The following is a 19,881-nucleotide window of genomic DNA, read 5'->3' on the forward strand; positions in this document are numbered from 1 at the left end:
CCAGCTTCGATCGGCTGATCGAAATCAGAGGTCGGCGACCGCGTGCACCAATTCGGCGATCTGCTCGAAGTCCTCGTCCACGAACGGGCCGGGGCGGCCGAGTACGACGTGCTGGATGCCCACATCCGCAAAGCGGGCGAATGAATCTGCCTGCTCGGCAACCGATTTATCCGGGTACCAGTACGCGACCATGGTCTTTTCGATGTCCTCGTACGGACGGCCGACGGCTTCGCAATGCCCGCGCAGGACTTCGAGCTTGGCCGCGACGGTCTCGGCGGATTCACCGAACAGATTGCAGGCGTCGGCGTATTGCGCGACCAAGCGCAGTGTCTTTCGCTCACCTTGGCCGCCGATCATGATGGGCGGATGCGGCCGGGTCAGCGCGTTGGGGACGTTGAGCGGGCGTTCGAGCGTGTAATGCTGTCCGTGGAAAGGCTTTTCGGAGCCCGCCCACATCTGCTTCGCGATCCGCAGGGTTTCCTCCAGGCGCTCGTATCGCTCGGAGGTCGGCGGGAAGAACAGGCCCAGACCCGCGGCTTCATCGCCATTCCAGGCCGCGCCGATGCCGAGCCAGGCACGGCCACCGGAGAGCACATCGAGGGTCGTGACGCTCTTGACCAGCAGACCCGGATCCCGGTAGCTGACGGCGGTGACCAAAGCGCCGAACCGAATTCGCTCGGTCCGCGCCGCGATGTACCCCAGCGCGGCGTAGGCCTCGAGCATGTCGTGTTCCGCGGGACCGTTCGAGCCGATCTGGAACAGATGATCCATGACGAATACCGAGTCGAGCCCGGACTGATCGGCGGCGCGCACGATCCGGTCGACTCGCGGGCCGATCGCACCCGGTGAATCCGGCCAGGTGAAGTCGGCAAGGGAAATACTCAGTCGCATGAGCCGAGCCTGGCACGACCGGGGCGCGCCGGGGAGGCATCGTCGGTCCTAGGACAGCAGTGGCCTACGCCCGGACATCGAGTTCCACCACCGGGCCTGGTTCGCCCGGTCGGTCGCCGGCTTGCAGCCAGCGGTCGATGCACTCCAGCAGTTCGTCGGGGTCGACGGGCTTGGTGATGTAGTCACTGGCGCCGGATGCCAAGCTCTTCTCTCGATCGCCCGCCATGGCCTTCGCGGTGACCATGATGATCGGGAGCCGGTCGAAGCGGGGCATTCTCCGTATCGCCGCCGTCGTGGCGTATCCGTCCATCTCCGGCATCATCACGTCCATCACGATTACATCGACACCCGGGTTGGCCTGCAGTGTTTCGATGCCTTTTCGCCCGTTGGGCGCATGGTCCACCGACATCCCGTTCAGTTCCAGCACTCCCGCGATCGCCAGGACATTGCGGGCATCGTCATCGATGATCAGGACCTTGCGTCCGGCCAGTCTGGGCTGGTCTGCCTGCCGCGCCGGTGTTTCGAGCTCCGTGCGGTGCGGATGGGTCAGCAACAGGATGAACCGTTCGCAAAACTCATCGGGCGAAGCCACCAGTTCGACCTGCTGGTCCCGGGCATCCGCCTCGATACGCCGTTCCTGTTCGGGGCCGAGTTCATAGACCGGATGTGCAAGCAGCGGAATACTTCTCGACTCCGTGCCCTCGCGGAGCTCACGCAGGAACTCCGGCGTGCAGACGCCCGGCAGGCTCGCGTCCAGCAGGACACACCGGTATGGACAGGCCGGCAATGCCTCGATTGCCTTGTCGGAGGTACCGACGGACTCGATGCGGACCGACCCTGCGGTGTCCGCAAGTGCCCTGACGACCCCACGGACCATCCGGGTCAGCGGCCTGCTGTCCTGGTCTTCTATGACAAGTATGGAACGATCGATCGGCTTCGACCGCGTCCTGGACTCGGCCGCGACCTCCAGTTGCGGTGTCACCGGAAGATAGACCGTGAACGTACTTCCGACGCGGAGCCGGCTTTCGGCACGAATCTCACCGCCGAGCAAGTTCGCCACCTGCCTGCTGATCGACAGGCCGAGGCCGGTACCGCCGTATCGCCGGCTGGTGGTGCCGTCGGCTTGCTGAAACGCGGTGAAGATGTTCTCCAGATTTTGCTCTGCGATACCGATTCCGGTGTCGCTCACGGAGAACGCGATGCGGTCGTCCTGTCGCCACACACTGAGCCGGATCATGCCTTTGTCGGTGAACTTGACCGCGTTGGACAACAGATTGCGCAGCACCTGCCGCAGCCGCTGCTCATCGGTGTTGAGGTGAGTGGGAACGCCCGGTTCGACATCGACCTCGAACTCGAGGCCCTTCTGGCTGATGAGCGGCTGGAACGTTGTCTGCACGTATTCCAGCAGCTGCTGCAGCGGCACGAACTCCCTTTGAATGTCCATCTTCCCTGCCTCGACCTTGGACAGGTCGAGAATATCGTCGATCAGCTGCTGTAGATCCTTGCCGGCGGACTGGATCACGTTGGCGAATTCGACCTGCTTCGAGGTCAGATTCCGGGTGGTGTTCTGCGCCAATATGCCCGCAAGGATAAGCAGGCTGGTCAACGGTGTGCGCAACTCGTGCGACATGTTCGCAAGGAACTCCGACTTGTACTTCGACGCCAGCGCGAGCTGTTGGGCACGTTCCTCGATCTCTTGCCGGGCTTGTTCGATTTCGAAGTTCTTGATTTCGATATCGCGGTTCTGGCGGACCAGCAGCTCTGCCTTTTCTTCGAGTGCCGCATTGGACTGTTGCAGCTCGCCCGCAAGTCGCTGCGATTCCTGGAGCAGGGCGTCGGTGCGCGCGTTGGCCATGATCGTGTTGGCATTCACGCCGATGCTTTCCATCAGCTGTTCCAGAAAATCTTGTTGTACCAGCGTGAACCGGCTGAAGGAGGCCAGCTCGATCACACCGAGCACCTGGTCCTCGAACACGATCGGCAACACGATCAGGTTGACCGGTCGCGCGGCCCCGAGACCGGAGCTGATCTGGACGTAGTCCGGCGGTGTCCGATCGACCACGATCGCCTTTTTGGTCAGCGCCACCTGCCCGACCAGCGACTGGCCCAGCTCGAATGCGACGTTGTCCGCATTGCGCCCATAGCCCGCGATCAGCCGCAACTGCACGCGGTTGTCTTCGGATTCCATGAAGAAGAACGCACCGTACTGGGCGCCGACGAGCGGGGTGAGCTGGTTCATGATCAGATGGGCGACCGCGCTGAGATCCCGGTGTCCCTGTAGGCGTCCAGACATCCGCGCCAGGTTGGTATTGAGCCATGCCTGCTCTTCGTTGGTGCGGGTGGTTTCGCGGAGGGACTGCACCATTGTGTTGATGTTGTCCTTGAGTTGGGCGACCTCACCTTGCGCTTCGACAGAAATCGATCGGGTGAGATCTCCGGTCGCCACCGCGCTCGCGACCTCGGCGATGGCACGCACCTGACGCGTCAGGTTGCCCGCGAGTTCATTGACGTTCTCCGTCAGTCGCTTCCAGGTTCCGGATACGCCCTCGACCTCGGCTTGTCCGCCGAGCCGACCATCCTTACCTACCTCGCGTGCCACCCTGGTCACCTCGGCGGCAAACGCCGACAACGTGTCGACCATGGTGTTGATCGTGGTCTTGAGCTCCAGGATCTCGCCGCGCGCATCGACGTCGATCTTCTGCGACAGGTTGCCGCGCGCCACGGCCGTGGTGACCTGGGCGATCGAGCGAACCTGGCTGGTCAGGTTGCCCGCCATCGAGTTCACATTGTCGGTGAGACTCTTCCAGGTGCCTGCGACATTGGGCACGCGCGCTTGCCCGCCGAGGATGCCTTCGGTGCCCACTTCCGCGGCGACGCGGGTGACCTCGTCGGCGAACGAAGACAAGGTATCGACCATCGTATTGATGGTCTGCGCCAGCGCGGCGACCTCGCCCTTGGCCTCGACGGTGACTTTCTGCGACAGGTCGCCGCGCGCAACCGCGGTAGCGACCTGGGCGATCGAGCGCACCTGATCGGTCAGATTGTCCCCCATTACATTGACGGACTCGGTCAGGCCCTTCCAGGTACCGGATACGCCTTTCACATCGGCCTGGCCACCGAGCCGCCCCTCCGTACCAACCTCACGAGCGACGCGGGTGACCTCGTCAGCGAACGAAGACAAGGTATCGACCATCGTATTGATGGTGTCCTTCAGCTCCAGGATCTCGCCCCGGGCATCGACCCGGATCTTCTGCGACAAATCCCCGCGCGCAACCGCGGTAGCGACCTGGGCGATCGAGCGCACCTGATCGGTCAGATTGTCCGCCATCACATTGACGGACTCGGTCAGGTCCTTCCAGGTACCGGATACGCCTTTCACATCGGCCTGGCCACCGAGCCGCCCCTCCGTACCAACCTCACGAGCGACGCGGGTGACCTCGTCAGCGAACGAAGACAAGGTATCGACCATCGTATTGATGGTGTCCTTCAGCTCCAGGATCTCGCCCCGGGCATCGACCCGGATCTTCTGCGACAAATCCCCGCGCGCAACCGCGGTGGTTACCTGGGCGATCGAGCGCACCTGATCGGTCAGATTGTCCGCCATGAAGTTCACCGACTCCGTCAGGCCCTTCCAGGTGCCCGAGACTCCCAGCACCTGGGCTTGGCCACCGAGTTGACCTTCGGTACCAACCTCGCGAGCAACGCGGGTGACCTCGTCGGCAAACGAGGACAAGGTATCGACCATCGTATTGATGGTCGACTTCAGCTCCAGGATTTCGCCACGCGCATCCACGGTGATCTTCTGCGACAAGTCGCCCTTCGCCACCGCGGTCGTCACCTCCGCGATCGACCTGACCTGCGCGGTGAGATTGCCCGCCATGATGTTCACCGATTCGGTGAGGTCCCGCCATGTTCCCGACACGCCGGGCACCTGTGCCTGACCGCCTAGCCGTCCCTCATTGCCCACCTCTCGGGCGACACGGGTCACCTCACCGGCAAACGCCGAGAGCTGATCCACCATCGTGTTGATGGTGTTCTTCAGCTCCAGCAACTCTCCCTTGACATCCACGGTGATCTTCTGTGACAGGTCACCCCGCGCCACCGCCGTCGCTACGCCGGCGATGTCGCGGACCTGAGCGGTGAGGTTGTCCGCCATCGCATTCACCGAGTCGGTCAGATCCTTCCAGGTGCCCGAGACCCCGGGCACCGACGCCTGGCCGCCGAGCTTGCCCTCGGTGCCCACTTCTCGGGCGACACGGGTGACCTCGGTGGTGAACAGTGAGAGCTGGTCCACCATGCCGTTGAACACGGTGGCGATCTCGTCCAGCAGCGGATCACCGACCTTGGGCAGGGACCGCCGGAAGTCACCATCGCGTACCGCTTTGAGCCCGTCCAAAAGGGGCTGCAGGCGTTCTTCGTCGTTGCTGCCTACTCGATCCATGGTCACGGTGTCGTGGACCATTAGCTGTACCTACCTAACTTCGCCTGTGCGGCCGCTCAGTACCCGAGGTCGACGTCGAAGCAATCCTGGCCGGCGGCGACCCGCCGGATAGCGTCCAGTAGGTCGTCGAACATTCCGGTCTTGAGCACCAGGCCGGCGCCACCCGCCGCGATCACGCGGTCGACGATGGATTGGTTCGCATCCCCGGTGAAGACCAGCACCCTGGCCTCCGGGGCGACAATGCGCAGCCGCTCGATCGCATCGATCCCATCTCCATCGGGCAGTCGCCGGTCGAGCAGGATGACGTGCGGATGGTGACGGCTTGCAGCACCAATGGTGTCCTCGACCGAGCTCGCTATTTCGATGACCTCGATGTCGTCGACGAGCTCGAAGGCGGAGTCCAACGCCATCACCACCATAGGGTGATCTTCCGCCACCAGTAGCCGGGTTTGACCAGGGCCGACATCGGCCGACATAAATGTCAGTCTACATCGATGCCGGTTCGTTGCTGACGGATTTCTACCAGCCGTACTTTCTGATAGAAATTTCATCATCTCAATCGAATAGACACAATATTCCTACCATCCTGCGGTCGTGTCACAGGATGGTGACCGCACCTTCGGCAAGCTGTCGACGTCGGCGCAATACTGCTGCAGCCTACCGCCGATACAGCGATTGACACAGGTCCTGGCGGTGATTGATTGCGCATTATTGCATCGCCACAGATCGGGGCACACGTATATCAGCGGCAACCCTCGTCACCACACCGCGAGTGAAGCAGCATCGAGCCTGCCGTCCGCCGATGTCGCTGCGGGGATCGGGCGACATACCGTCGAGTACCTGCGGCGGGGCAGCCTTCGAGCTTCACATGATGGTTATCGGTGTCGGGGAGACACGGCTATGCGGAGAATATACGACCTATACATCTCGGAAATAGGTTGGCGGATAGGTATAGGACGGACTGGGATATTCAATAATCGCGAACCAATTGTCAGGCGATCTAGCAGCGGAGCGGTCCGCTGACCTCATTTTGCGCTAAATATAGAACAGCTCACCGCTGATTGCTTTTAGTACCACAAACCGCGCAATTCTGATGAGGCTGCCACATGAGTAGCTAGTTTATTGCGGCACTCGAACAGATTCGTAGCTAGGTCCCCGGCCGTGAAACTCGTCGACACGCGATTCCGGGCCAATTATTACGACGACTCATCCCACCGATGAATATCGAAGGACGCCACAGCGGCGGCACCGAAACAAGCCTTGTTTCAGCAGATTCCTAGGACAATAGTGGCGGGGATTCCGGGAAGGCGATCGGGAGCGCGGTGAGTGCGCGGTGGAAGGGACCCGGCCGCCAGGTCAGCTGCTCGGGCGGCACCGCGAGGCGGATCTCGGGCAGCGCGTCGAGTAGTTGGTCGATGGCGTCCTGGGCGATCATGTAGGCCATCGAATTCGCGGGGCATACGTGTGGTCCGGCGCCCCAGGCCAGATGGGAGCGATTGCCCGCGTACTGATTCGCGACGATCGCCGGATCGGTGTTGCAGGCGGCGATGCTGATGACGACCGGCTGGTGGGCGGGTAGCCAGACATCATCGATCAGGATCGGCTGGCGCGGAAATGTGATGCAGAAATTCGCCATCGGCGGATTGTTGAACAACACCTCGTCGAGCGCGTCCCTGGTCGACATGGTCCCGCCGAGCACGCTGCCGCCGAACCGCTCGTCGGTCAGGATCAGCAGCAGGGCATTGACGATCAGATTCTGCTGCGGTTCGATGCCCGCGCCGTACAGCGTGCCCAACTGGTGCACCATCTCGGTATCACTCAGCGCCGCCGGATGCCGCAGCATCCGGGTGGTGATGTCGTCGCCGGGCTCGATGCGTTTGAGCTGGGTCAATTCCAGCATCGCCCCGACGAGCAATTGGTTGCCGTGCTCGGCATCGATGCCCTCGAAGATCGCGGCCATACCGGTCGCGGCCTGCTGCGCGATATCGTCCGGGCACCCGAGCATGGCGTTGAGCACCGTGAAGGCGAGCGGAAACGCGTACTGGCGCACCAGATCGGCCGCCCCGTCGCCGCAGAACGAATTGATCAGCGGAACAGCGAGTTTCGCCACCGTATCGTGCAGGTGGTACTGATCGACCTTCTCCAGGCCCGCGACATTGGTCTGCCGATACCTGGCATGCGCTTCACCGGCATTGCGCAAGGCATTCGGTCGCCACTGCATCATCGGCAGCACCGGGCAGTCCGCGGCCACACTCTGCTGCCAGGTGCGCGGATCGGCCGGAAAATGATCCGGATCATTGAGGATCTGCAACGCCGAGTAGTAGCCGACCACCAATGTGGCGGGCACCCCCGGCGCCAGATCCACCGGGACCAGCGCACCGTACCGCTCCCGCATATCCTGATACGCCCGATGCGGATCCGCCGCGAATTCCGGCGTGTACAACGCCACCCGCGGCCCATCCGTGCCGATCGGCGAAGTGAACGGTGCACGGCTGTGCGCCGAAGACGGCATCGTCATCGAGAAAACTCCAGGCAATCGAAATACAAGCTCTGTGAGCCTATGCACCCACCCATCGCCACGCACCCCGAACGCCGATAACGCCCTCACATGCTCAGACGAATTCGACCGAATCGATGCGCCAGTCCCGACCGGAGCGCTGCAGGGTCACCTTGGCGGTGAGGTCGATGCTGTCGACAACGGTGCCGTCGGGGGCTTTGACATCCTGGGTGATCATCGCAGCTTTTCAGGGATAGACCAGGCTCCGTTGACATACCTTGGCTCTCTAAATTACCTTTGCTTACAAAGCAATCGTGTCGCACCTGACCCTCATAGTCCCACGCGAACGCGCGGGTCCCACGCTCCACAGAGGAGAACCAATGTCCGAACCAGTCGTACGGCCCAGGGCACTGACCATCGGATTGCATCCACGAGCCATGGACTACAACCGCTTCCCCGACCTGGACGAGGCACAACTGACCGCCAGGATCGGCGCCGCGAACGATGCCCTGCGGGACACCGAATTCGACATCACCCCATACCTGGTCGGCACATCGCCCGACGAAGCCGAAACCGAAATCCGAACCCTGCTCGCCAACCAGCGATTCGACCTCGTCATGATCGGCGGTGCGATACGAGCCTTCCCCGACCACACCCCGCTGTTCGAGCACATCATCAACGCCGTAGTCGAGGCGGCACCGGGAATTCGATTCTGCTTCAACACTTCCCCCGAGACCACCCTCGACGCCCTCCGCCGAGCATCCGCATCCATGTGAACTCGCGATACGCGCCACCGCCGAAACGATCGTCCAGCGGTCGCCGTGGCGAGCCATGGACGAATAGCCGACGCCCGGACGCGGCGCGCGATGGTGGTACCACCCCACCCCGAACGCCGATAGCACCACCCATGTTCGCCCACAGGCTGGTCAGACGATCATCATGCGCTGACGACATAGGTCTCTCGCGCGAGACCAATTGCGCCATTGCATGGTGATCATCAGTCCAGATCCCGAGGCTGGTCGGTGATTCTGCTTCGCATGGCGTCGACGATGGTGTCGCCGAGGGCGGTGAGTGATCCGGCGGCCGCCAACTGCGCAATACCTTCAGCGGTGAGCATGTGGACCTCGGCGAAGCGACGCTCGGCGGCCACGGCGGCGGCTCCGGTCGCGACCGTGCGCTGGACTCGCCAGAAGTCGGTGATGGCGAGGTGAGCGTAGGTGCTGTGCAGTAGGCCTTCGATCGGGCGTGGATGCGAAAAACACGGTGGACGGTAGCGCGGTTCGACATCTGCGCGGTCGTACAGTTCGAAGGCATCCATCATTGCGCCGAGCTTCACATGCTGGAATTCGTGTACCAGCAGTTCGGCGAGTGATTGCGGATCCAGGTGCCGGGCCGCGATACCCACGGCGCCGAATGCCAGTCTCGCCGAGGCGCTTCGGTTCGTCGAGCCATCCGGTCGCAGCGGCAATATCGTCCGCAGACCCGCGCGCAAGCCGGGCAGATACGCAGGCAGATGTTCTTCGAGGAATTCGAGAGCGCCTACGAAAACCTGCTGCCAGTGCTCGGCCTCGGCATCGCTCAACCGTCCGGTCGGGTGAATTTCGCTGCCGCGATAGGGCAGCGCTCGATAGGGATCGGTGTCCTCCAAGGTCACGGTCAGCTCGCCATAGGTCAGCCTGCGCACCGGCTCTGCCAGCACGAGGTCTCCCTGGCCGGTATCAATCCACGCCCGCTCCGAAGCCCGCAACGCACCGAACATCGGCAACGGCGCCACACAGTCGCGCACCGGCACCGGAAGACGCAGATCCGCGCCTGCCAGTAGCGCGGCGCTGGCAGCAATCGCCTCCAAGTGGTGCACATCGGCGGCGACGAACTCTGCGCGACTGATGTTTTCGAGCAGCGCGGTCGCCCACACCCGGGTGTAGGGATGTGCGAGCACCGCCGCCACCGCGTCCGGTGCCGATGCGTCCAAGCCCACCAGCACATCCCATGCGGCGGCGAAGCGCAGATCATTGTGCGGGCCGAATCTGCCTACCGCCGCCAACAATTCGCGTTGCACCGACGCTTGGGCCTGCACCAGCCAACGCACCGTCGCCGCGTCACCTAAACCCGCTGCCAGTTGGGCGAATTGATCCTCCGACAGACTATGTGCGGACTCAACCGACGCCACGGTTCGCCTTCATGCGCTCGTCGAATGTGGCACGGTGCGCTTCGGCGGCCCGTACGGCAGCACTTTCGGCGGTGGGCTCGACCGATTCGGCGAGCCATAGCTGCACCGTCGCACTCATGCCCGCGACGAACCGCTCCCCCAGCGGGGTCAGTGATCCTGATGCCTGGAGTTGGCGTATTGCTTCCGCGGTCATCATGCGCCACCGCACGAATTCCCGCTCCGATTCCTGCCGCTGCACCCCCTCGGCCTGAGTGCGATGCACCCGCCAGAAGTCGGTTACACCGATATGCGCGTACGTGCCCTGCAACAGGCCCTCGATCGGACGCGGGTCCGGTCGCCACGGTGCGTAATGCCGCAGCGTCGTATCGGAGCGGTCGAACAATTCGAACATGTCGAGGATGGCGCCCATCTTTACGTGCTGGAATTCGTGTATCAGCGGCAATGCCGCCGATACCAGCGCCCGTCGCAGCCCGATGCCGACAGCACCGAAAGCCAGTCGCATGGAAGCACTTCGGTCGTATTTCTCATCCGGATCCATCGGCATGACCGCGCGCAAGCCGGCGCGCAACCCGGGCGCGTAAACGGGAAGATGCGCGTCGATGAAGTCGATCCCCTCGGCGAAGGCGAGCTGCCACCGGTGTGCCTCGGCATCGCTGAGCCGATCGGCCGCGTAGCTGTGGCCGATGCGGTAGGGGTCGGTGTCCTCCAGCGGAACGGTCAGGTCGGTGGCCGTCAGCCGGCGCAATGGATACATCAGATCCAGCTCCTCGACCGAGCCGGTGTCGATCCAAACCTGTTCGCCCCCATTAGCTTTCAGCACACCGAAGGTAGGCAGTGGCGCAACGCCGCCGCGCACCGGCACCGGCAGCCGCAAATCCTTACCCGCGTGCAGCGCCGCACTCGCGGCAACCGCTTGCAGGTGATAGACGTCCTCGGCCACCGCCTCGCCCTTGCTCACCCCTTCCAGCAGGGCGATGGCCCACACCCGGGTGTACGGATGCGCCAGTACCGCGGCCACCGCGTCGGGCGACGAAACATCTAGAGAGACGAGCACATCCCATGCCGCCGTGTATCTTTCGTTATCCTGCGGACCGAATCGGCCGACTGCGGCCAATAATTCGCGCTGTAGCGAGGACTGCGTCTGCGCCAGCCAGCCCACCGTGTCCGCATCACCGAAACCGGCTGCCAGTTGATCGAATTCGTCATCGGATAGGCTGTGCGACGCAGCGACGGCGTCATGTGCGGAGGTTTGCGCGCCGCCTCTACCCGCCGCGGCTTCGGACTCGGCCACGTGATCGATCATCTCCTTCAGATCGGAGCAGTAGACGGAAGGGTTGTCGAAATCGGTGCCCGGCCGGTATCGGTGCGGGTAGAAGCCGCCACCGCAGACCTGAACCACCTCACAGGACCGGCAGGTGGCGCTGACGCCATCGATACCGTCGCGACGCACGGTGATTCCGGGGAGCACGGCAGCCTCGTCGAGGCTGTTGTCCCACACGTTCAGTCCGGTCGCCGCGGCGCCTTCGAAGGCGGTCTTGAGCGAATCGACCTGCTCGAGCGTGCCATCGGTTTCGATCACCAGCAGATCCACGGGATCGAGTCCGATGGCCTCGGCGGTGCTCGGACGGCCGTACATGGCCGCCACCACCGATTCGAAGGTGCGCAGCGGCACCGGTCGGCCGTCGGCATTCCATGCGTCGAACATGGCGATGAGCCATTGCGCGTACTCGCCGCCACCGCGCCCCGGGTTGTCCGGATCGCGTGGTATCCGCAAGCCTGGTGGCTGATGCTCCCAATTCGAATGCGGCAGTAGCAGATCCATGCGGGGCGGTTCCTGCTCCAGCAGCCCGCGATAGACGGCGATCGGGTCGTTGGCGATATCCACCGTGCACAGGAGGCCGGAATACAGCGGGCGGTACTGTGGCTTGCGCAAGAGCTCGAGGCTCGCGATCACCTGGTCATAACTGCTGCGTCCGTTGCGGTACAGCCGATGCCGGTCGTTGGCGGCGCGATCCCCGTCCAGCGAAACACCAACCCGCACATTATATTCGGTGAACAGGTCGAGGTACGCCGCGCTGAGCAGGATCGCATTGGTATGGATATGCAGGTTCAGGCGGGCCACCGGAGCGATGGCCGCGTGCAACGCGGCCAGGAATTCCCTGGTCCGGTCCACACCGAGCAGCAGTGGTTCGCCGCCGTGCAACACGATGGCGACCTCGGGCAGCGCATGAGCCGCCGCGTGTTCGGCGATGCGGAACGCAATCCGGGTGGCCGTCGTCGGGGCCAGCCCCATCGGGCGACCACGCCAGGATTGGTCGACGTGCTCATACATATAGCAGTGATTGCACGCCAAATCGCACCGGCTGTGCACCTTGATCACAAACTGACGAAAAGGAAGCGGTTTACGGTTCACGGGCCAGCCGGTATCGACGATGAATACCTGAGCGGTATTCGGATCAGATGAGAGCGGAGCTGAACGAGATGCCGGTGGTCGAGGAGTTGGCCAGATTCGCGAGCAGATCGGTCAGGCTCTGCCCCGAAAGCTGCCCGAGCGGAGTACCCCTCAGATCGGCAACGGCGGACACAACGGTGCGATTGGGTGATTTCATCAGTCATTCTCCTAACGAGCGAAAACCTTTGGCGCTCATGTCAAATGCTACTTGCTACGCGTCACACCCATTCCCAATTTTGGGAGTCCGGTCAGACGATCACCATGTGCCGGTGGCGGCATCGCCCGGTCGATATTCGACCGCTGTCGGAAATGGTCCCGCTGGAGCAGATTTCGACCATCCTCGATGGAGTGATCGATCACGTGGTCGGTCACCGGATGTGGATGCCGGCTCGGATCGGAGCTGCGACCCTCATGACACTCGTTGCGGCTCAGATGAATTCGATCGAGTCGACACGCCCGGTTGATCCGCCGGATGTTCGTCGCCCCGAGTACCGACCATGCTTGGGTCGCCAGCCGATACAGTAGGACGTACCGAGGGAGGGCAGTCATGGAGTTGGTCAAGGGGGCGAATGCGCCGATTGCTGCGGGTGAGGTCCGGGTCGCGGTGGTTGCGGCGGCAGCGGTGGATGTGGCGGCGCTGCTGCTCACGCCCGCCGGAAAAGTTCGCTCCGACAGTGATTTCGTCTTCTACAACCAGCCGACCGCGCCTGGCGTGGACGTACATCCCCCGGACGCCATCCGCATTGTCCCGGGCGCGGTGCCCGGCGATATCGACAAGATTGTCGTCACCGCCAGCCTCGACGGTTCCGGGCCCGCCGACTGGGGACAGGCTGGCCCGCTGCGGATCTCGGTGACCGATGGTGCCAGCGGGGCAGTCCTGGCCACCTTCGTGCCAACCGGTTTGGCCTCTGAGACCGCTCTGATCGCCTGTGAGCTCTATCGGCGTCAGGGTGCCTGGAAGGTGCGCGCGGTCGGCCAGGGGTACGCCAATGGATTGGCCGGTATCGCAGCGGATTTCGGGATCACTGTTGACGACGCCCTGCCGAGCACCAGCCAGCCGGCATCGGCACCCGTCGCGCCGGGCTCGGCCCTTGCCGCGCCGGCAGGCCAGCCGCACGCCGGACAGCAGCACGCCGCACCACAGCCAAAGGCCGCGCCAGAGCCGTACATCGAGCAACTGCCCGCTGCACCACAGCCCTACGCCCAGCAACCACCCGCCGCACCCGTCGTCGCACAGCACCCGGCCGCAACGCCGTATTCAGCCCCAGCGCAGCACTCCGCCGCAGCACCGCAGTTCGGGCAGCCGACGCTGAGCCTTGACAAAGGCCGAGTCTCGTTGCGCAAGAACGAAACCGTCTCGCTCACCAAACACGGCGCGCCGCCGCTGAGCCGCGTACGAATGGGATTGGGGTGGGACCCGGCAGTACACGGCCACAACGTCGACTTGGACGCGTCGGTCATCGCATACGACAACCGAGCCAAGAAGCTGGTCAATGTCTGGTTCCTGAAGCAGGAGGCGTTCAAAGGCGTCATCCGGCACTCCGGCGACAACCTGACCGGCCACGGCGAAGGCGACGACGAGGTCATCACGGTCGACCTCACCGCGCTACCACCCGAGGTCTATGCACTGGTCTTCACCGTGAACTCGTTCGCGGGCCACAAGTTCGACCAGGTCGGCCGAGCGTATTGCCGACTCGTGGACGACCACTCCGATGCCGAACTGGTGCGATTCGAACTGTCCAAGGGCGAGCCGACCACGGGCGTGTTCATGTGCATGCTCACCCGCGGCGCGCACGGCTGGAATATGACCGCCCTCGGCGAATACGCCAAGGGCATGACCGTGCGCAAGATGATCGATCCGGGCAAGCGGTTCGTGCTGACAACCCTCTGATTCAACGACGGCCGCGTACCGAAATGCGCCTTCCGCGCCCAAGCCACCGCTTCGCGAAGCAGCCGAACCCCTTGTGGGTCTTCGCTATTCACCGTAAACGCATCCCACTCGGCTTCCCACCTGCTGAGGGAGCACTCGGATCGACACGTTCGGCCACCGGCCGATTTGGATGTCGTCGACGATCTGGTAGTGCTGTTTTCGGATTGGACGGTGCCTCAGTGAGGATTGGCTTGCTGACCGTGGTAGCCACTGCTGCGATGGCCATGGTGGCCGGATGCTCCTCGTCGCCGCCCGCTGCAACACCCGTGTCGTCTCAGGCTCAACCGACGATGACGCAGGGACAGCTGTGCGATGTTCTGAAGAACTTCTTCACAACCGAGTTGCACGCCGTCGAAGTGCGAGCCATCCCAATCGTCTCGACAGACCTCGTCCTCAGGTTCAGCGGAGGGTGCTCGCTTGCCCAGGGGCAGAACCCGATTGGGAGTTACATGATGCAAAACGCACCGGACGATGCGGACCCAACATGGGGCCGCCGTGGATTCGTGAAACAGCCAGAGCTGGGCGAGGCAGTATGGGTGTACGACCTGCGAACAGATCAAGGGACCCGTTCGAACACGGTACGGTTCGCTACCCGAATCAACAAATGGAACGCAATTCTCGAGATCTGGGACACCGAAACCCGGACGGATAAGGGCGACCTCCACCTGACAGACGACGACAAACGCAAATCCGTTCAATTCCTAACCGAGCTGACCAAAAATTTGCGGTCGATTGATAGGCCTTCATGATCGGCTATGACCAGGCCGCCCGCCGCTATGGCGGGCCGGGGCTGGACGGCTGGCGTGAGTGGCTGATGGCGAATCACCAGCTCGGCAGCAACCTCGTCTGGGAAGCCCAGATCGTACAGATCGCGCTCCCGGATTGGGACGGCGGACGGGATTTCACCCCCCGAGCAGGAAGCTCGTGTCCTCGAGGTCCTGTTCGACAGATTCCATGCCGAACAAGAGACCGCCGATTCGCCGCGTTCTGGGCCACACACAGCTCCGAGCGCCGCAACCATCACCATCCAGCCGCCGTATCGTCAAAATTAGCTGATACCAACATCTTCGAGGGCGACCGGTGTCAATTTCATCGATCAATGATGTCGCAGTTCACCGGCAGTACCGACGACACTCACGACATCTCGGACACCGAAGACGGTCGCTGGCGCCCAGACCGATTCGAATGCCGCGCGGCACCGGGCAACCACCCCCGCATCCTCGATCTGCTCGTTGCCGAACCATTGGCCGTCACCAGCGAAGTGGTTGAACAGGGCCCACTCGTAGGCTATTTCACCTGCCCGTGATCACGGCTGGCCGGCGGCGAACGCCTGTACGGCGTCGAGGAACTCCGGGCCGCCCATGACGTATCCGCCGACGGTTCCACCGATCAGCACACCCGCGGGGATGCTGATCCCCCATATCAGGGGCAGAAACGCCCCGAGGATGCCGCCCACGATGGCACCTCCGACGACGCCAGGCAGGTTCTTGTTGATTTGCTCCCTGAGCCGGTCGTAGGAGCTGATGTCCTTCAGTTGCGCAATATCTTCTGCCGTCGGGGTCGGTTTCAGCGTCAGGGTGCGGCCGTCCGCACCGATGTGCTGCGCAATCGCGATCGAACGCCCGTCGACGGCGTAGCGTTGCGGCACTTCGGTCACCGCCGCTCCGTCACCGGACTCGAGCACCACCGCACCGTTCTGCGCGATCTCGAACTTGCCATTCTCGACGGTGGTGATGATGACCCTGTCGACTGGCGACACGGTGATCTGGTAGTTGATTCCATGATCCACACCGGAAGTCGTGTCCCCCGCAGTCGGCTGCTCCGTCACGGCCGGCTCTGCATGGGCGGTTGCCGCAGTGATACCCACGGCCGAGACGGCCATGAAAACGGCAGCAGTGATTTTCTCGAACTTCATTCTTCGAATCCCTCCACTCAACTACCCCTGATGGGCGGACCGAGTCAGACCTTAGGCCTCGAATTCAATGGTGTGTGGTACGCCACACACACAGCAGACGACAGATCTGACGACAGCGGCGACGACACCCCACACATCGCCGACGCCGAAGACGGGCGAAACCCGTTGGACATCGGTCGGGTTCGAGCCTGCGCATCCAACTGCACGATGGGGCAGCTTCCCCGTTCCCTATCGGCTCGCCGCGCGGGCGTACTGCGGGGACCACAGTCGTACGACGCTACAGCAATTTTCCCAGTTGACTCGCGCGAATCTACCTCCTCCATGCTGGTCAAACGATCACCATGCGTTCGTGGCGGCATCGGGCGAGAGCCACCAACACCAGCGCATGGTGGTCATCAGTCCAGTTGCGGGAGGGTGAACCGGAGGGTGACGAGTTGGAAAGGTCGCAGCCGCAAGCGGACTCCTGTGCCCTCCGCGGTCGCGGAGGTGTCTGCTGGTAGCGGGCGTTCCAGTAGATCGCAGGCTTGGAATCCGGCGTTGTCGAAGCCTGTGGTCACCAGCGCCGAGGCTCGGCCGCCGTGTCCCTCGTAGACGCGGAGCACGACGTCGCCGCTGCCGTCGTCCGCGAGTTTGACGGCGCTGGTCACGACCGCGTCGTTGTCGATAATGAACAGTGGCGCAACGGGTTCGGCGACACCGGGGCGCGAGGTGGTGAGGTTGATGCGGTAGCCCGCGCGCACGGCATCTCCGATCGAAGCGCCGGGAATCAGGGCGTGCCGGAAGTGGTGGGTACCGTGGTCGGTCTCCGGATCGGGGAACCGGGGTGCCCGCAACAGTGAAAACCGCAGTGTTGTCGTTGTTCCGCCGTCGGCTCGAACAGTACGGGTGACGTCGTGGCCGTAGGTGGAGTCGTTGACGAGCGCCACACCCCAGCCGGGCTCGGCGAAGTGGACGAACCGGTGATTGCAGGCTTCGAACTTCGCGTACTCCCAACTGGTGTTGGTGTGGGTAGGTCGGAAGACGTGCCCGAATTGGGTTTCGGACGCATAGCGGTCGGCGTGGATGTCCAGGGGGAAGGCAAGTTTGAGGAATTTCTCGGTCTCGTACCAGTCGACGGTGGTGTCGATATCCAGACTGCGCGCGCCCGGCCGTAGTGTCAGGGTCTGCTCGACCTTGGAAGACCCGAATGAGCGGCCGATCCGCACCGCCGCTGCGCCATTCGAATCTGGCTCTACCGCAACGAATCCCGCCTCGGTCAGGTCGGTGACCCGGTTTCGGTAGAAGAGATCGACATCCCAAGCGTCCCAAGAGTTCGGGAAATCCGGGTGTAGCTGTAAGAGATTCGCGACCGAACCCGGTGGCAGTGTCTCGCGCTGATGCTCGAGGTCGAACACCGATACGACGAGGCCGCGCGCGTCCACTTCTACCCGCAACAGACCGCTGTCGAGGACGAACCCGCCACCCGCACGCTCGACCACCGAGCATGAATCACCCGAATCCACCGGAGCAGCCGCACCGGCTGGAACCGTTCGCCAAGTATGCGGCGTCGGGTTGAACATATTCGGTCCCACCCGCTCGCCGCCGAGCACCCATTGTGCCCGCTCGATAATCGCCGTCAACTCTTCGGCCACCGCCGCATACGTCTGCTCCGCCTCACGGTGCACCCATGCGATCGACGAGCCGGGCAGGATGTCGTGAAACTGGTTGAGCAGCACCGTCTTCCAGATTCGGTCCAATGCCGCGTACGGGTACTCGAGGTTCTTCCGCACCGCCGCGGTGGCGGCCCACAGTTCGGCCTCCCGCAGCAGGTGCTCACCGCGGCGATTGCCCTGTTTGGTCTTCGCCTGACTCGTCAACGTGCCACGGTGCAACTCCAGATACAGCTCCCCCACCCACACCGGCGGGCTCTCGTACTCGGCCTCGGCCTTGGCGAAGAAGCCGGATGGGGAGTCCCACACCACTTTGGGCGAGCCCTCGAGATCGGCCATCCTGGCGGCCTTCGCGATCATCTCCCGCGTCGTGCCGCCGCCACCGTCACCCCAGCCGGTCGGCGCGAGCGATATCGACGCACGGCCCTTTTCCTTGAAATTGCGTGCGGCATGGGCGATCTCACGACCGTGCATCGAACAGTTGTAGGTATCGACCGGCGGAAAATGGGTGAAGATCCGGGTTCCGTCGATCCCCTCCCACAAGAAGGTATGGTGCGGAAACTGGTTGACCTGGCTCCACGAAATCTTCTGTGTCAGTAGCCATTTCGAACCGGCCGCCTTGATGATCTGCGGCAGTCCTGCGGCGAACCCGAAGGTATCGGGCAGCCACGCCTCTTCGTTCTCCACGCCGAATTCCGTCAGAAAGAACCGCTTACCGTGCACGAACTGGCGCGCCATCGCTTCCGAACCGGGCATATTCGTATCCGCTTCGACCCACATCCCGCCGGCAGGCACGAACCGTCCCTCCGATACCGCCTGCTCGACCCGCTCGTAAACCTCCGGACGATGCTGCTTGATGAAGTCGAACTGCGCGGCCTGTGACATCGCAAAGATGAACTCGGGCTCGTCGGCCAGGAGGGCGGTCATATTCGAGGTCGTACGCGCGACCTTGCGGACCGTCTCGCGCAGTGGCCACAGCCACGCCGTATCGATATGCGCGTGCCCGACCGCGGAAATCGTATGTGCGGACGGCACCGCGGGCTTGGCCAGCACATCGACCAGGCATTCGCGCGCCGCTGTAGCGGTGGCGTTCACATCCTGTAGATCGACTGCGTCGAGTGCGCGCTCGATCGCACGCACGATGTCGTAGCGGCGGGCAGGTTCCTCGGGCATCTCGTGCATCAGCTCGCCGAGGACCTCCAGATCCTGCACCAGCTGCCAGACCTCGTCATCGAAAACCGCGAGATCCATTCGGCCCAGCCGATATTGCGGCTCGTCACCAGCAGTGAGCTTGTCACCGAGAGCGTTCGGCGGGAAGAAGGGGATGATCGGGTTCGAAGCCGCCTCGACGTGCAACAGCACATGCTCACCCCCGACCGCCGGAGACCCCACCCGCACCCACTGGTTACGCGGGTGCAGCCCCTTCACCGTCGACCCGTCCGACCGATAGACCAGACCCTCGCACTGGAAGCCCGTCATATTCCGGTCGAAACCGAGATCGATGATCGCCTCGACGGTTTTGCCCGCCCACTCGGCAGGCACCGTGCCCTCGACCGTGAACCAGCTGGTGCCCCATGGCGCGCCCCACCTGGCACCGGATTCGATGGGCGTCCGGGGGGCGGCCAATCCCTCGGCAACCGGCACCGGCTCGTCCGGCGCAACCCAGATCGATGCCCGCAGCGCCACCGACTCCGGATAGATCGCCGGAACGATCCGCTCTGTAAGGACCCGCCCGAGGCGGCTTTCGATCAACCGACGGTCATCGTGCACAGCGCTGGCTCCCATCGGACCGGAGGAGTGATCACCAACCGCCCCATTGTCCGGCAGCACAGTGAATTCTGGGCGATACCAGCCCCTTTCATCATTCCGTCATTTGATGTACCGTTATTTAACGGCTCAATATATGCGGTTTATTCAATCGGCGGACCGGGCTTCG

General features: G+C 63.2%; 14 protein-coding genes. 4 read left to right on the top strand and 10 right to left on the bottom strand.

Features of this window, described 5'->3' with window-relative positions; genetic code table 11:
- Positions 1-24: 24 nt before the first annotated feature.
- The 5 genes from ACZ60G_RS03375 to ACZ60G_RS03395 all read right to left on the bottom strand — a co-directional run bounded on the left by ACZ60G_RS03375 (position 25) and on the right by ACZ60G_RS03395 (position 8,067).
- Positions 25-891 (bottom strand): LLM class F420-dependent oxidoreductase, encoded by an 867-nt coding sequence (locus tag ACZ60G_RS03375; protein ID WP_465806900.1) that lies wholly within the window; start codon positions 889-891, stop codon positions 25-27.
- A gap of 64 nt (positions 892-955) precedes the next feature.
- The gene (locus tag ACZ60G_RS03380; RefSeq protein WP_465806902.1) at positions 956-5,353 is read right to left on the bottom strand and encodes a HAMP domain-containing protein; all 4,398 of its coding nucleotides are present in this window, start codon (positions 5,351-5,353) and stop codon (positions 956-958) included.
- Between the two features lie 35 nt (positions 5,354-5,388).
- Positions 5,389-5,808, bottom strand: coding sequence for a response regulator (locus tag ACZ60G_RS03385; RefSeq protein ID WP_465806904.1), 420 nt, complete (start codon positions 5,806-5,808; stop codon positions 5,389-5,391).
- 800 nt (positions 5,809-6,608) lie between these two features.
- Positions 6,609-7,850, bottom strand: coding sequence for a cytochrome P450 (locus ACZ60G_RS03390; protein WP_465806906.1), 1,242 nt, complete (start codon positions 7,848-7,850; stop codon positions 6,609-6,611).
- 94 nt (positions 7,851-7,944) lie between these two features.
- Entirely contained in the window at positions 7,945-8,067 is a 123-nt protein-coding gene (locus ACZ60G_RS03395) for a hypothetical protein (protein ID WP_387290652.1), read from the bottom strand.
- A gap of 142 nt (positions 8,068-8,209) precedes the next feature.
- Here ACZ60G_RS03395 and ACZ60G_RS03400 point away from each other — a divergent pair, with 142 nt between their 5' ends.
- Positions 8,210-8,605, top strand: a complete 396-nt coding sequence (locus ACZ60G_RS03400) for a hypothetical protein (protein ID WP_465806909.1) — start codon at positions 8,210-8,212, stop codon at positions 8,603-8,605.
- Between the two features lie 221 nt (positions 8,606-8,826).
- Here the strand turns inward: ACZ60G_RS03400 and ACZ60G_RS03405 are convergent, their stop codons facing one another.
- From ACZ60G_RS03405 to ACZ60G_RS03415, 3 genes are read right to left on the bottom strand one after another with little or no spacing between them, the layout of a single operon-like run.
- Positions 8,827-9,999 carry an aKG-HExxH-type peptide beta-hydroxylase gene (locus ACZ60G_RS03405; RefSeq protein ID WP_465806911.1) on the bottom strand — a complete coding sequence of 391 codons (1,173 nt, stop codon included), beginning with the start codon at positions 9,997-9,999 and terminating at the stop codon, positions 8,827-8,829.
- A complete protein-coding gene (locus ACZ60G_RS03410) occupies positions 9,986-12,412 on the bottom strand; it encodes an FxsB family cyclophane-forming radical SAM/SPASM peptide maturase (RefSeq protein ID WP_465806913.1) in 2,427 nt (808 codons plus the stop codon). Before ACZ60G_RS03410 ends, ACZ60G_RS03405 begins: the two co-directional genes overlap by 14 nt.
- A gap of 43 nt (positions 12,413-12,455) precedes the next feature.
- Positions 12,456-12,608 carry a hypothetical protein gene (locus ACZ60G_RS03415; RefSeq protein ID WP_465806915.1) on the bottom strand — a complete coding sequence of 51 codons (153 nt, stop codon included), beginning with the start codon at positions 12,606-12,608 and terminating at the stop codon, positions 12,456-12,458.
- A 390-nt stretch (positions 12,609-12,998) separates the two neighbouring features.
- Between ACZ60G_RS03415 and ACZ60G_RS03420 the strand changes: the two genes are divergently transcribed.
- The 3 genes from ACZ60G_RS03420 (at position 12,999) to ACZ60G_RS03430 (ending at position 15,687) form a co-directional block, all read left to right on the top strand.
- A complete protein-coding gene (locus ACZ60G_RS03420; protein ID WP_465806917.1) occupies positions 12,999-14,342 on the top strand; it encodes a TerD family protein in 1,344 nt (447 codons plus the stop codon).
- Between the two features lie 230 nt (positions 14,343-14,572).
- Positions 14,573-15,130, top strand: coding sequence for a hypothetical protein (locus tag ACZ60G_RS03425; protein WP_465806918.1), 558 nt, complete (start codon positions 14,573-14,575; stop codon positions 15,128-15,130).
- Positions 15,127-15,687, top strand: coding sequence for a hypothetical protein (locus ACZ60G_RS03430; RefSeq protein WP_465806920.1), 561 nt, complete (start codon positions 15,127-15,129; stop codon positions 15,685-15,687). Before ACZ60G_RS03425 ends, ACZ60G_RS03430 begins: the two co-directional genes overlap by 4 nt.
- On the opposite strand, the gene ACZ60G_RS03435 is transcribed toward ACZ60G_RS03430, so the two are convergent.
- Positions 15,688-16,296: a DUF8020 domain-containing protein gene (locus ACZ60G_RS03435; protein ID WP_465806922.1), complete on the bottom strand. Its 609-nt coding sequence runs from the start codon at positions 16,294-16,296 to the stop codon at positions 15,688-15,690.
- A 395-nt stretch (positions 16,297-16,691) separates the two neighbouring features.
- Entirely contained in the window at positions 16,692-19,715 is a 3,024-nt protein-coding gene (locus tag ACZ60G_RS03440; protein ID WP_465806923.1) for an alpha-mannosidase, read from the bottom strand.
- Positions 19,716-19,881: the final 166 nt, after the last annotated feature.

The organism is Nocardia sp. NPDC102475 (genome assembly GCF_055584605.1).

Excerpts from the sequence above, each read along its gene's own strand:
- ACZ60G_RS03375 (WP_465806900.1), bottom strand. The coding sequence starts at position 891 with ATGCGACTGAGTATTTCCCTTGCCGACTTCACCTGGCCGGATTCACCG.
- ACZ60G_RS03380 (WP_465806902.1), bottom strand. The coding sequence starts at position 5,353 with ATGGTCCACGACACCGTGACCATGGATCGAGTAGGCAGCAACGACGAA.
- ACZ60G_RS03385 (WP_465806904.1), bottom strand. The coding sequence starts at position 5,808 with ATGTCGGCCGATGTCGGCCCTGGTCAAACCCGGCTACTGGTGGCGGAA.
- ACZ60G_RS03390 (WP_465806906.1), bottom strand. The coding sequence starts at position 7,850 with ATGACGATGCCGTCTTCGGCGCACAGCCGTGCACCGTTCACTTCGCCG.
- ACZ60G_RS03395 (WP_387290652.1), bottom strand. The coding sequence starts at position 8,067 with ATGATCACCCAGGATGTCAAAGCCCCCGACGGCACCGTTGTCGACAGC.
- ACZ60G_RS03400 (WP_465806909.1), top strand. The coding sequence starts at position 8,210 with ATGTCCGAACCAGTCGTACGGCCCAGGGCACTGACCATCGGATTGCAT.
- ACZ60G_RS03415 (WP_465806915.1), bottom strand. The coding sequence starts at position 12,608 with ATGAAATCACCCAATCGCACCGTTGTGTCCGCCGTTGCCGATCTGAGG.
- ACZ60G_RS03420 (WP_465806917.1), top strand. The coding sequence starts at position 12,999 with ATGGAGTTGGTCAAGGGGGCGAATGCGCCGATTGCTGCGGGTGAGGTC.
- ACZ60G_RS03430 (WP_465806920.1), top strand. The coding sequence starts at position 15,127 with ATGATCGGCTATGACCAGGCCGCCCGCCGCTATGGCGGGCCGGGGCTG.
- ACZ60G_RS03435 (WP_465806922.1), bottom strand. The coding sequence starts at position 16,296 with ATGAAGTTCGAGAAAATCACTGCTGCCGTTTTCATGGCCGTCTCGGCC.